This window comes from Futiania mangrovi, from assembly GCF_024158125.1.
Lineage (GTDB): Bacteria > Pseudomonadota > Alphaproteobacteria > Futianiales > Futianiaceae > Futiania > Futiania mangrovi.
In genome coordinates this window covers 122308-134807 of sequence record NZ_JAMZFT010000004.1, presented here as the reverse complement: position 1 = coordinate 134807, position 12500 = coordinate 122308, and the positions used below count along the sequence as shown (strand labels likewise).

Annotated in this window: 14 protein-coding genes; 4 read left to right on the top strand and 10 right to left on the bottom strand. The window is 64.4% G+C overall.

Annotation, left to right across the window (positions count from 1 at the left end; all coding sequences use genetic code 11):
• The first annotated feature begins 246 nt into the window (after positions 1–246).
• Together NJQ99_RS15495 and NJQ99_RS15490 are read left to right on the top strand one after the other, a co-directional pair.
• Complete coding sequence (locus NJQ99_RS15495; protein WP_269333780.1) at positions 247–804, top strand: DUF2585 domain-containing protein; 558 nt, start codon at positions 247–249, stop codon at positions 802–804.
• Between the two features lie 88 nt (positions 805–892).
• The gene (locus tag NJQ99_RS15490) at positions 893–1219 is read left to right on the top strand and encodes a YdhR family protein (RefSeq protein ID WP_269333779.1); all 327 of its coding nucleotides are present in this window, start codon (positions 893–895) and stop codon (positions 1217–1219) included.
• A gap of 274 nt (positions 1220–1493) precedes the next feature.
• On the opposite strand, the gene NJQ99_RS15485 is transcribed toward NJQ99_RS15490, so the two are convergent.
• Together NJQ99_RS15485 and NJQ99_RS15480 are read right to left on the bottom strand one after the other, a co-directional pair.
• On the bottom strand, positions 1494–2213 hold the full coding sequence (locus NJQ99_RS15485; protein ID WP_269333778.1) for a hypothetical protein: 720 nt from the start codon (positions 2211–2213) through the stop codon (positions 1494–1496).
• A gap of 136 nt (positions 2214–2349) precedes the next feature.
• Entirely contained in the window at positions 2350–3123 is a 774-nt protein-coding gene (locus NJQ99_RS15480) for a hypothetical protein (RefSeq protein ID WP_269333777.1), read from the bottom strand.
• Between the two features lie 396 nt (positions 3124–3519).
• Between NJQ99_RS15480 and NJQ99_RS15475 the strand changes: the two genes are divergently transcribed.
• Complete coding sequence (locus tag NJQ99_RS15475) at positions 3520–3942, top strand: hypothetical protein (RefSeq protein WP_269333776.1); 423 nt, start codon at positions 3520–3522, stop codon at positions 3940–3942.
• 291 nt (positions 3943–4233) lie between these two features.
• Here NJQ99_RS15475 and NJQ99_RS15470 read toward each other — a convergent pair whose 3' ends face one another.
• From NJQ99_RS15470 to NJQ99_RS15455, 4 genes are all read right to left on the bottom strand, one after another.
• Positions 4234–4758 (bottom strand): anthrone oxygenase family protein, encoded by a 525-nt coding sequence (locus NJQ99_RS15470; RefSeq protein WP_269333775.1) that lies wholly within the window; start codon positions 4756–4758, stop codon positions 4234–4236.
• A gap of 66 nt (positions 4759–4824) precedes the next feature.
• Complete coding sequence (locus NJQ99_RS15465; RefSeq protein WP_269333774.1) at positions 4825–5652, bottom strand: Rossmann-fold NAD(P)-binding domain-containing protein; 828 nt, start codon at positions 5650–5652, stop codon at positions 4825–4827.
• A 107-nt stretch (positions 5653–5759) separates the two neighbouring features.
• Entirely contained in the window at positions 5760–6731 is a 972-nt protein-coding gene (locus NJQ99_RS15460; RefSeq protein WP_269333930.1) for an AraC family transcriptional regulator, read from the bottom strand.
• 211 nt (positions 6732–6942) lie between these two features.
• Entirely contained in the window at positions 6943–7197 is a 255-nt protein-coding gene (locus NJQ99_RS15455; protein WP_269333773.1) for a hypothetical protein, read from the bottom strand.
• Positions 7198–7543: 346 nt separating this feature from the next.
• Here NJQ99_RS15455 and NJQ99_RS15450 point away from each other — a divergent pair, with 346 nt between their 5' ends.
• Positions 7544–8191 (top strand): redoxin domain-containing protein, encoded by a 648-nt coding sequence (locus NJQ99_RS15450; protein WP_269333772.1) that lies wholly within the window; start codon positions 7544–7546, stop codon positions 8189–8191.
• Positions 8192–8250: 59 nt separating this feature from the next.
• Here NJQ99_RS15450 and NJQ99_RS15445 read toward each other — a convergent pair whose 3' ends face one another.
• The 4 genes from NJQ99_RS15445 to NJQ99_RS15430 are packed head-to-tail and all read right to left on the bottom strand — an operon-like array spanning position 8251 to position 12490.
• Positions 8251–8979, bottom strand: a complete 729-nt coding sequence (locus tag NJQ99_RS15445) for a GntR family transcriptional regulator (protein ID WP_269333771.1) — start codon at positions 8977–8979, stop codon at positions 8251–8253.
• A gap of 13 nt (positions 8980–8992) precedes the next feature.
• Positions 8993–10405, bottom strand: a complete 1413-nt coding sequence (gene hydA / locus NJQ99_RS15440; RefSeq protein WP_269333770.1) for a dihydropyrimidinase — start codon at positions 10403–10405, stop codon at positions 8993–8995.
• 16 nt (positions 10406–10421) lie between these two features.
• A complete protein-coding gene (locus NJQ99_RS15435) occupies positions 10422–11390 on the bottom strand; it encodes a dihydrodipicolinate synthase family protein (RefSeq protein ID WP_269333769.1) in 969 nt (322 codons plus the stop codon).
• Positions 11387–12490, bottom strand: coding sequence for an NAD(P)/FAD-dependent oxidoreductase (locus NJQ99_RS15430; RefSeq protein ID WP_407933371.1), 1104 nt, complete (start codon positions 12488–12490; stop codon positions 11387–11389). Before NJQ99_RS15430 ends, NJQ99_RS15435 begins: the two co-directional genes overlap by 4 nt.
• Positions 12491–12500: the final 10 nt, after the last annotated feature.

Below are 12500 nucleotides of genomic sequence, written 5' to 3'. Positions count from 1 at the left end.
ATTGGAAGACATTCCACGAAAGCCGAACTGGTGGCCAGACGGCCCACCCCACTGCCACGATTTCAGCCCCAAGACCCGCCAGTTGCGCGCGCAAACAGCCTCCGCACACGGCCTGACAGACCGCGCACCTCTGCAATACTGATGGACTTCTGTTGGGGCCGGGACGCGCTCGGGGACATTCCCCTCCAATTCGTTCAATCTGGCAAGCTGGCAAGCTGCCGATCGCAATCCCAGGGGGACGAAAGCATGGCGCGCCACGGCTGGTATTTGGGCACCGTCATCCTCATCGTGCTTGCTGCGGTGACGCTGCTGTTGATGGGGCGCGAACCGATTTGCCAATGCGGATACGTCAAGCTTTGGCACGGCGCGACAGTGTCTGCCGAGAGCTCCCAGCACCTTACCGACTGGTACACGCCTTCGCACATCATTCACGGCATCCTGTTCTATGCCGCACTTGCGCTCACCGTACCGCGCGCCTCGACAGGTCTTCGTCTGTTTCTCGCCACGGCAATCGAAGTCGCATGGGAGATCGTCGAGAACTCTGACACCGTGATCGAACGCTATCGGACGGTGACGATCGCTCTGGACTATTACGGCGACAGCGTCGTCAATTCGGTCTTCGACATTTTCGCGATGGTGCTGGGCTTCTGGCTGGCGCGATCAATCCCTGCCTGGGCAAGCGCCGCGATCGTGATCGCGCTGGAGGCACTGACCGCTATCGTGATCCGCGACGGACTGGCGTTGAACGTGCTGATGCTGCTCTATCCTGTGGATGCCGTCCTGGATTGGCAAAGCGGAGGATGATCGCCGCACCGGGGCCAATACTCTCCGGCCATACCGCAGCCATGAGAAACCGGCTAGGCTTCACCGACAATCGCATGGGGAGGCGCACATGATCACCGCGGTCGTTCAATTCAAGCTCGGCGAGGCCATGTCGCTTGACCATGCCGCAGCGGTTTTCCAGACCACCGCACCGCGATATCGGGGCATGTCGGGACTGGTGCGCAAATACTACCTGTTCGACCCCGAAACGGGGACCGGCGGCGGGTGTTACCTGTTCGAGTCCCGCGCCGCGGCCGACGCGGTCTTCGATGACGCCTGGCGGGCGCTGATCAGGGAGAAGTACAGCGCTGAGCCTCACATCCAGTATTTCGAAACGCCCGTCGTGGTGGACAACGTCAGCGACGAAATCGTCGTGGGCGCCAACGCCCCCGGCTAGGTGCCCGGTCGCGCCCGATGGTGGGTTGCGGCAGGACGGCATGGCGATCCGTCCGCTGGCCCCTGCTCCCGACCGGCCAGGCAATCGTCTGCAAACCTCCCACTAGGCGGAGGGATTGCGCACGGTCGACGACCGGACCGCGCTACTGAACCGCGTAGCGCATTGCCATCGTCCTATAGGGAACGCGCTCCCATCGCGGCGCAGCCCCTGTACGGTCATCGTGCCGAGGCGCCCTGCTCGCATTACGCCGCCATGAGCGAAATGGCGCTTCAGCCTAGAAGCGTCCGTATTGCACCTCGAACTCGAACGATCCATCCGGCCGATGTTTCTTGATGTCGTACCGCCGATGGTAATCGATCACGGTTTCAGGGGTGTCGCCCCATTCAATGTCACGACTGCGATCACGTTGGAAATACGCCCTCAGCAGGTTTGGCGCGATCGTCTCGATGTCGTCAGCGGGATGGCGCCACGTGGACGTTGCGGTCATGCTGACGATGCGGAAGTCGACCCCATTGATGGCCGGCCGCCATTTCCTGGGCCGGCTTGCGGAGTCGACGAAGAAGGCGCGATCTTGTCTTGCCTGTTTCCCGGTGCAGGTGCTCAGAACGTCGACATGCCCGGATGCAGCGAATGCTTTTTCTGCCGCGTAACAAAGTCGGGCTGGGACGATGAGAACGCTGTCGTTTTCCAGCCGGTAGACATGTGCATTGCCATACCTTTGCTTGCAGCCGGCAGAGTTCATGATGGAGATCCATTGCCGGGAACGGGAGTTTTGGTACACGACTTCCGATGAGCGCACTTTCCCGGAGATTTCGACATCCGCAGTCACCTGGGCGTTCACCGTATAGGTACACATCGGATGAAAGCTGTTGGGCGGGCTGATCAATATCCAAAGGACGAGCGATGCAAGACCGACCATGGTCAGCGAGCCCAAGAACATTCGGCGAGCAATGGACCTGGGCTTCTTACCGGGCAACTCCGCATTTCCGGACATGGGCAACTCGTCCTGCGACCGTTTCAGTTGGATCTACGCTTCGCCTGGGAACTGGCATTCGGCGCAATGCTTGCACACGCGAACCACACTGGCCAAGCCCCGCTGACGATGGGCCGTAGCCGGATGCGCGTACCGGCTACTTCGTGTCGAGACCAAGCGCCGCCCCGAGCCAGTTGGAGATGCGATTGTTGCAATAGTCGGGCTTGCTGTCGAAAGTGATGTCGATGGTCAGTTTCTGCTTGTCGAAGTCCAGTGCTGCCGCAACGCGGCCTCCGCCGGGGGGGATCCTGGGGCGGGCCCTCGCATTGCAGGGTGTAACCGAGAATATCGACGTGACGGCTTCGGCAGGCGCCTGCCGATCGACGCGGTCAATGCTTTGGCAGAGCGCCACGCCCCGGCGGACGCCAGTGCCCGCAATGTTCCAGACGAGCTGCTGTCTGCCGCTCCATCCCGGTTCCGGCAATTCCTGCCATGCAAGGGCGTCGTCGGAAAATTGCAGGTGGCTCCGGTCCGCGAGATAGTGCGGCGGGTTCACCGGGCGCCACACGCTCCGGTCATCGACCAACGCGACATAGCGGGCGAACTGATCGGGTGTGAACTCGACTGTCGTTCTGTAAGACACCGCCCGCCTGTAGCAAACGGGCTCCTTGCTGCCGCCATAGATACGCCCGAGTGCGACATCGTCCGGCAGGCGAAACAGCAGGCGCACCGTGTCCGCGCCACGACTGGAGACCATCGCGCCATCGAGGTAGAACAGGCCAACGACGCCGCCAAACAGCCCGAGCAGGAGCTTGGGTGCCACAGCTACCCTGCCCGCGGTGCGCGTCTCCCATTCGGCCAGAAAGCTCAAGGCCACGACCGCAGAGCACAATGCAACGATCACGAGCACAGTAAACACAGCGGTCGACAATACAAAAACTCCGATGCGCGACGTTGGGCCAAACGTCTTGAAAATAATGCATCAGACTGATTAATTCTCTGCAAATAGAGCAAAGCTCCTTTTTGCGGATGCTGCCGCCGGCAGCCGTGACATCTGCGTGCCGGAAGGCCACCGGCGCGGCTGGATGGCGAAGAACGGCATCCACCCGAAGAGCCCCGGCAGCTTCTGAAGGCCCTGCTCTCGCGCCCGAGCGATAAATGCGCCTTTGCGCTTCGGCTCCCCCCGTCCGATGCCTGTACACCCGAACACGCAATCTAAGCTTCCGATGCAAGCATTCCTTATCGTTGAGTGGCTACATTATTCCGAACTGCGCCCCTTGACGAAGCGATGCACGCTGCCGCCACTTTTTGGGTATCGGGAAAGCCAATGTTCGTACGCATGTCAAACAGCCCGCTCACCACCGCGATGCAGCTCGCAATCGGCTTCGTCTTCTTGCCGAGCCTGGTCTGGTCCGCATGGTCCAAAGCATGGCAATTCGATCCCTACACGATGAGCTATTTCACAAAGACCTATGTCGTGCCCACTCCGGAAATGCCAGACGAACTGCGGATCGCTGGTCTGGTCATGTTCCTTATCGCCGCCCTGCCCGGCTATGCCGGCATCAAGGGCATCGTGAAGCGCATCGGGAAATTGCGGGAGAACCTGTTGCTGCTGTGGGTTGGTTGCCTCATTGCAGCGTTCGGGGGGGCATTCTTTGTCGCTGCCGAAACCGCGCAGGTTCGGATCTACCAGGAACAGCAAAAATCGAGCTCCGGCATTGCAGACGCGGACGCCGCTGGCCGTACTTGAACCACCCGGCGCAAGCATTCGCTATCGCCGAGGCCTCACACCGCACTGATCGGCAAAACCGCAAATGATCGAACCGATTTACGCGGCCGCCACATGCTCAAGCCCGCCCTTGTTCATGGGCGATGCCTCGCGCGCAGCCGCCGGGCGAGTGCCGGGTGGGGAAGCGGCGTGATATCTTCCCGCCTCGCCCGGCGAGATGTCAGGTTTCCGCTCGTATCGAGCCTGAGCAGGGATGTGTCCGGGAACTTTGTTTCCCCGAATACCCCGCCGACAATACTGCATTTCGGTTCGTCAGGAGGACGGACCCAGGGGCGCTGCATCGAACGGGTGTGGCATCCAGGAGAGCGCACCGAGCAGAAGCGCCGCGGAAAGCGTGCAGGCAATGGTGCGGACGGTGTTCCAGAAGGTCCAGCGCGGCAGGTAGGTGCCCGCCCAGTAATCGCGCGTCGCCTCGGACGTCAGGTCCATCCCTGCCAGCGCCTCGTTCATGGGCACGTTGAACACGGCCGTGACCCCGAAGCACCCCACCAGATAGACGAGACCTGCCAGCAACATGAGCGTCCCGGCCACGCCGCCGAGCGTGCTCACGGCATAGACGGCAAGGACCAGCGAGATGGCCGCCATGCCCAGGAACAGCGCCATGAAGACCCAGCGGAAGACCTCGCGGTTGATCGCCTGCATTGCTTCCACGCCGCCGACGCCGCCGGTGAGGGACAGCGCGCGCATGATGAAGTCGGAAAAGGCGAGAAAGACACCGCCAACCAGCGCATAGGCGAGAATGGCGAATTGCGTCAGGAAGAAGATCGCATGTGACATGTTGGAAGCCTCGTGAGCATCGGGGTTGGCGGGGCGAACCGTCCGCCCGCCGCGCCGATCTGAACCTCATGCCGCAGTGGACCACGCGCCGGAACTGGCAGCCGCCCTTGCGAAGTCCGCGAAGTCGCGGGGCGGCCGTCCCAACGCGCGTTGCACGCCGTCGCAGAGATGCGCATTGCGTCCGTCCAGCGTCTCACGGGCGATCGCGGTGAAGACGTCCGCGACGAATTCCCCGCCAGACCGGGCGACAGTGGCGTGGAACTCGTCGAACGAGATCGGCATGTAACGGATTTCGCGCCCGATCGCCGCCGATAGCTCCGCCGCCATCTCCGCAAAGGTCATCAGGCGCGGCCCCGTGACCTCGTAGAGCTGTCCCCTGTGACCGTCCTGCGTCAGCGCGGCGACGGCCACGTCGGCGATGTCCTCGATATCGACGATCGGCTCGGGCGTGTCGCCGCCGGGCATCGGCAGCACGCCGGCCAACACCGGGGCGCGCAACTGGCCTTCGCTGAAGTTCTGCGCGAACCAGGCTGCGCGGACGATGGTGAAGTCCACGCCAGAGGCGCGCACGACGTCCTCGCCCAGCCGGGCATGATGCTCGCCGCGGCCGGAGAGCAGCACGAGATGGCCGACGCCCGCGGCCTTCGCTGTCTCGCACAACGATGCCAGCTTCTCCACCGCGCCCGGGAAGGCCAGGTCGGGGAAATAGCTGATGTAGGCGGAGCCAACCCCTTCCAGCGCGGAGGGCCAGGTCTCGGGCGCGTCCCAATCGAAGGGTGTTGCCGACTGACGCGAGCCGCGGCGGACCGGATGGCCGAGCGCGTCCAGCCTGGCGCTGACGCGCGAGCCGGTCTTGCCAGTGGCACCGATGACGAGAATGGGCTTGGTCTGCATGGAACTGCCTCCTTGGCTCGGGTTGCTGCCAAGGGATATGCGCCAGGCCGCCGCACGGTATTGACCGGCCATGCCAGGGTTTTGACCGCCGCTGCCACAAGGCCGCCTCAGGTGGCGGAGCGGTCCTTGCGATAGCTGGCCGGCGTCCGCCCGGCCCAGCGCTTGAAGGCACGGGTGAAGGAGCTTTGCTCCGAGAAGCCCGTCAGGAAGGCGATCTCGGCGAGCGAGTGCCGGTGGTCGCGCAAGAGCCCTTCCGCCAGTTCGCGGCGGGTCTCATCGGTCAGTGCCTGGAAGCTCATACCATGCTCGGAGAGCCGCCGGTGCAGGGACCGTGCGCTGAGGCCGAGGCCGCGGGCAATGTCAGCCATCCTCGGCGCGCCCTCGCTCAGCGCCTGAGCGATTGCGTCCTTGGCCAGCCCCACAAGCGAGCCGTCGTCACCGATCCCGGACAGTTCGGCATCCAGATGCGAGATCAGGTAGCGGGAAATCCCCTCGTCGCCGAGGATGTTCGGCTGCGCAAGCGCCTCAGGCGAGATCAGAAGCGCGTCCAGACCGGCATCGAACCGGACAGGACAGCCGAACCAGGCCTCGTGCGCTGCTTGTGTCTTGGGGGCGTGGTGCCGGATAAGGACTTCCAGCGGCGAGAAGGGCTCCGGACAGACCTGCCGGGCGAGCGATACCGCGCTGGCCAGTGTTGCCTCGTTCGACAGCCGCATCCCCAGCCGTCGCGGCCCGGCCCTGTGCAGGATGAACAAGGCACCCCGCGAATCGGGTCGAAGTTCGTACTCGACGACGCTGGTCCAGAGCCGCGCGTAGCGTTCGACCCTCGAAAACGAGCCCCGAAGATCCGGCGCGGCCTTCCATGCCAGCCCGAGCGCGCCGTAATCGTCGCAGCGCATGGAGGCGCCGCCGCGGAGCGGAAGGTCGGTCACGTCCGTCTCCTCGGCAATACGTTCCAGCAATGCGTAGTAAGTCGCGGCGGGAAGCATGACCTTGGGGTCCCAAGGACCGTCGGGGTCGAGCCCGACGGAAGCGAGCAGCGCACGTGCGTCTACTGCCGGCCCCGCCGCGGCCACCATCTTTCGGGCGAAGAGTGAGGTGACATGACCCATCGGCCGCAAAGGATACCGGGTGAGCGGCAAAGGTCCAGAACAGCGGGTAACGCCCATGACACGACCATCGGGCACCGGCCAGCGTGACCAGGCAGATGGAGCGGAGGGCTTCAGGAGCCGCCTGTGTGTCCCGGACCCCGACGAGCAGGGCCCGAGACCCTTTGAAACCGCCTGGAGCTCACAGGTCTTCCACGGGCGTCGACCGGATGTCCGGCCACCTGACGTAGGCGATGGCGATAACCTCTTCGCGGTTCTTGAGATCCTTCTCTAACATCGCGGCGTTCACGATGAGGGAGAGCTTGCCGCCGACGATAAGAGACAACAGGGAGGACAATTCGGGACCAGCTCCTTCGTCATCTTCTCGAGGTCCGAAGACAATCTCCCAGTAGGCTCGTTGGCACGACGAAAGAGGATAGCCGGCCGTGTCGCCCATCCTCATGGCCCGTCTCGACCGTTCATTCAGGAAAATCGAACGGGGAATAGCCACCGGCCCCGGCTTCGACTGTGCACGACCTGGCACAGTGGGGCAGACACAAGCGCCGCTGTCGAATTGGCGTCTCGCTGACAGTTTGCCTGACGCAAGCGTCAAACGGGCTTTCCAGGTCATGAATTATGGGCAGGCCGCATCCATTGGAAATCAAGCCGCTATTCGACTTTCTTGTATCGGTACAATTATTGCTTGCCGCCCTCGTCTGCCGATGAATCGCCGGGCTGCACCAGCAGATCCTGTTCGAAGCGATCTGCCGGCACATCCGAGGAAGGAGCAGGGGGGAGTACAGATGATCGGTTCGAAAACTCGCCAATGGACCATTGCCATGGCTGTTGTCGCCGGGGTCACGGCCGGCAATGCACTGGCACCTTCCGGCCCTGCGCAAGCCGCACCGATCGGCACGGCAGCCCCGGCCTTCAGCGTTCAGGACCAGAGCGGAGCAACGGTCGATCTTTCGGATTTCCTCGGTACTGGCGTCATTCTGGACTTCTGCACGGTCTGGTGCGCCGTGTGCCAGACATTCTACTCAACCGTCTATCCCGTGGTTCCCGGCAAAGACCTGATCCTGCCGATGGTCATGGAAAACGGGGCCGGTTCCGCGAGCACGCAGAGCATCGCGCAGGCATGGTCTTCGCTGTTCGGCGTGCCGCAGGTGGCGCACATGAGCGGGAACGAAACGCTGAAGACGGACATTCTCAACGATTATCTTTCCGACCTCGGCTCCATTGCCTTCCCGACCTTCGTCTTCATCGATGCGAACCTGGACGTTGTCGGCAACATCGTCGGCGTGCGCGCGGCGAACGATGCCGAATGGGTCTCCTATGTCGACCTGATCGTGGCAAGCCGGACGCAGGTTCCCGAACCCGCGATCTGGGGCCTATTGTCCGTCGGACTGTTCGGCAGCTGGCTTGCGCGTCGGGGTTCCCGGGGGCGCTGAACGCAAGGCCTTCGTCTTCCCAAAAGGACCCGAGAGCCCAAACCGCTCTTGAAGTCACCTCACGTGGCGTTGTCGATAAGCGTGCTGCTGCCGCCCGTCATGATCTGCATGGCTTCTCTCTGCAGATTGCGAAGATGCCGAAGCAGCGCTTCCCTGGCTGCCCGTCGGTCGCGCTTCAGGCAAGCCTCGATAATTGCCAGATGTTCAGCGCCATCGGACTTCACCCGATCGAACGGTCGCGACAGTTCGAACAGGCGCGTTGTCACACGGATTTCGCTGACGAGACGGGCGAGGACGGCATTGCCGGAATACTCGGGGAACAGCATGTGCAGGCGGTCGTCGGTCTGCCAATGGGCGCTTTCCTGCTCTTGGGCACCCGCGAGATCCTTGATCCGCGCGGCCAGATCCAACAGGACGTCTTCGGGCACGCGGTCGATCGCCATGTCGAGTGCTTCCGTCTCGAGAATCTCGCGCACCCGCATGCTCTGGAAGAACTCCGACGGTGAAACCCGCCGCACGGAGTAGGACCGGGGCGTCGTGCGGACCAGGAGCCCCTCGCCAGCCAACCGTCCCAGCGCTTCGCGCATCGGGGTCCGCGAGACATCGAGTTCGTCCGCAAGCCGCCCCTCGACGATGGCGGTCCCGCCGGGGAGTTTCTTCTCCAGGATCATCTCCGACAATTGCCGGTAGACCCTTTCTGAGAGATTGCCTTCGGACTCGGCCCTCGACGCCGCGCGCGGTGCTGGTGCGATGTCCGTCTTGCGTCGTGTGTGCGACCTGGCTGCCATTCGCCCTGCGTCCTCAGAACATTACCGTTTCGCCACGCTTCAGAAATGCGCCGCTGCCGTCGCGCCCGTACCATGCATCGCCATCCACGATCATCTCGCCGCGCAGGAACACCTTCTTGACGCGCCCCTGCACCTCGCGCCCCTCGAACAGGGTGTAGTCGCAATCGCTGTGGTGCGTTTTCGCCGAGATCACGTGCCGTTCGTCCGGATTGAATATGACGATGTCGGCGTCGCTGCCAACCGCGATCGTTCCCTTGCGCGGGAACAGGCCGAAGATCTTCGCCGGCGCGGTAGCCGTGAGTTCGACGTACCGGTTGAGCGAGATTAGGCCCGGCCGCACGCCGCCGTCGTAGATCACCGTCATGCGCGCCTCCAGTCCCGGCGCACCGTTCGGGATCTTCGAGAAATCGTCCTTGCCGAAGGGCTTCTGCTTGAGGTGGCCCAGATGGCCCTCCTTCATGCAATAGGGGCAATGGTCGGTCGCGATCACCTGGAGGTCGTCGAACTTGAGCGCCCGCCACAGGTCGCGCTGCGCCTCCTTGGAGCGCAGCGGAGGGCTCATCACGAACTTAGCCACGTCGAAGCCGTCGTCTTCATAGGCGCTCTCGTCGAAGAAGAGATAGTGCGGACAGGTCTCGGCGAACGCCGGAATACCGCGGTCTCGCGCTTCCACGACCTGGGCGAGCGCCTCCCGCGCCGAGAGATGCACGAAATAGACAGGCGCCTCCGCCAGTTCCGCCAGCTTGATGCCGCGGTGGGTGGCCTCGCCCTCCATGAGCGCGGGCCGTGTTATGCCGTGATACTTCGGCGCGGTATGGCCGGCATCAAGCGCCTCGCGGATCAATTGCTCGATCACGATGCCATTCTCGGCGTGCAGGGAGATGACGCCGCCATGCTGCCCGACAAGGCGCATCGCGCGGAAGATCGCCGCATCGTCCACCATGACCTTGCCGGGATAGGCCATGAACATCTTGAAACTCGTGACGCCCTCATTGCGTATCGCGAGCTTGAGGTCTGCCAGCGCCTGGTCGTCGACATGCGTCGTGATCAGGTGAAAGCCGTAATCGACGGCGGCCTTCCCTTCCGCCCGGCCTCTCGCAGCCTCGATCGCCTGCATGACGCCGACGTCGCGGCCCTGGAAGGCGAAATCCACGATCGTGGTCGTGCCGCCGAACGCGGCCGCCTTGGTGCCCGACCTGAAGTCGTCTGCCGTTGTCGACTCCCCGAAGGTGTTCTCAAGGTGGGTGTGACAATCGACCCCGCCCGGCAGCACCAGCATCCCCGTGGCGTCGACCTCGGCGACGTGCGCGCCGACCTGCAGGGCCTCGCCAATGCACACGATGCGCCCGTTTTCCATCAGCACGTCGGCGACATAATCGTCGACGGCGGTGACAACGCGGCCGTTGCGGATCACGGTTGAGGTCATGGGTTCGCTCCCTCGGTCAGGACGGTGTGTCGGTACTCGGGCAGAGTTTGCGGGCATCCAGGCCAGCGGCGGCGATGGCGCGGTCAAGCCGCGCGATCTCGGTCGCGTCGAGCGCGCCGATAGGCGGCCGGACGCGATCGCAATCGAGCAGGCCGAGAAGCCGCATGCCGGTCTTGAGGCGAGCCGCCGCATAGCCGGAAGGGGCCGTGCCATAGACGGCCCTGGCGAGCGGGTATATCCGCTCGTGCGCGGCGCGCGCCGCCGCGAGGTCGCCGCGCCGCACCGCGCGGTCCAGCGCGACGATCGCGTCCGGAACCAGAACGGCGAGACTGACGAGGCTGCCTTCGCTTCCTGCGAGGAAGCAGCTCAGCAGATGCTCGTCGCCGGACGCCATGACTGCGACGTGCGGCGCAACCTCGCGGATGAGGCGGCGGTTCGCCTCGTAGCGTGCGGTCTCCCAGCTGCCCTCCTTGATGCCCACGACGTTCGGCAGGGTGACGAGGGCGGCCAGCGTCTCCGCGTCATAGGCCATGCGCCCCGACCCCACGCTCGCCTGGTAGAGCATTTGCGGCAGCCCGCTCGCCTCAGCAACCATGCGGTGATGCGTAAGCGCCATGTCCCTCGTGAGCGATAGGGCCCATGAGAACGGCGGAAAAACCATGAGCACGTCGGCGCCCGCCGCCTCTGCGTCGCGGGCGTGCCGCTGTGCCTCGAAGCTGTCCTCCGCATTGATGCCGCACACGATGATCGCGCGGTCGCCGATGGTTGCGGCGGCGATCTCCGTCACGCGGCGCTTCTCCGCGCGCGAAAGGGCGAAGTTTTCGCCGGCGTGACCGTTCACCAGAACGCCGACGATGCCGTCGGTCGACATGGCCGTACGAAAATGGTGAGCAAGCGCTGCCTCGTCGATGGCACCATCGGAGTGCATGGGGCAGACGGTGGCGACATAGATGCCGTCGAAGGGCCTGTCGGTGTTCGGAATCATAGAGGGATTGCCTCCCCTGTTTCTTGTCCGGCCGGAGTTTGGTCGAGCAGGCGCGCAGGATCGAAGAGGCCCATCTCGGGCGCGGCTCCCAAGATGTGCTGTGCAAGAAGACGTCCCATCCAGGGACCGCTCGTGTATCCGGAGTGAACGGAGCCGATGACATATGCGCCCGGAACCCCCGGGACATCCCCGAGCAGCGGCAGGGCGTCCGCCGTTTCTGCCTCCAGCCCCAGCCAGACCCGCGCCATGCGGGTCGCGCGCAGTGCCGGGATGACATGGCAGGCGAGGCGGATGTTGCCGACGAGGTTTTCAGGGATCGCCTCACGCCCGCCCATATCCGGATCGCCGATGCCCTGCCAGCCGCCGCCGATCAGGACCGTGCCATTGTCGAACTGCTTGAGCGACAGGAGCCCGTTGGCGATGCTGAGGACGGTCCGCATCACCGGCTCGATCCGCTCCGTCACGACCAGCTGGTTGACTAGGCACTTGACCGGAATGTGCACGCCCAGCCAGCCGAGCATGCGCTCCAGCCAGACGCCGCCGGCCAGGACGACGCGGCGGGCCGCGAGGGTCTCGCCGCCTTCCATCCGCACCGTGAAACCCCGGCCGGTCCGGTCGATCCCCTTCACGGTGGCGCCCTCGCGCACGTCCGCGCCGGCGTCGACGAGGGCGTGACGATAGGCCCTGCCGGTCAGATAGGCGCTCGCAAAGCCGTCGATGCGGCACCATGCAGCGCGGCGGACAGCCGGGTTCAGGCCAGGCTCGATCTCGCGGGCGCGCACCGGATCGACCAGTTCGATCGGCGCGCCCTCGGCCTGGCGGACCCTGGCGCGCTGGACCAGCAGGTCCTCCTCCGCCTCCGTGAACGCGAGCGATAGCCCCTCGACCGCCCGCGCCGCGACGCCGCGGCCGAGCCAGTCCTCGGCGGCCTGCCACATCTCCCAGCCCCTGATCGCGTAGGGGATCAGGGCTGCGCGCGTCATGTGCAGGGTCAACGTGCCCGCATTGACACCCGACGCCTCGCGGCAGAGCGGCCCGCGGTCGATGAGCGCCGTGGACATGCCGCCGCGCGCGAGAAACAGCGCGGCCGTGGAGCCCATCACGCCGCCC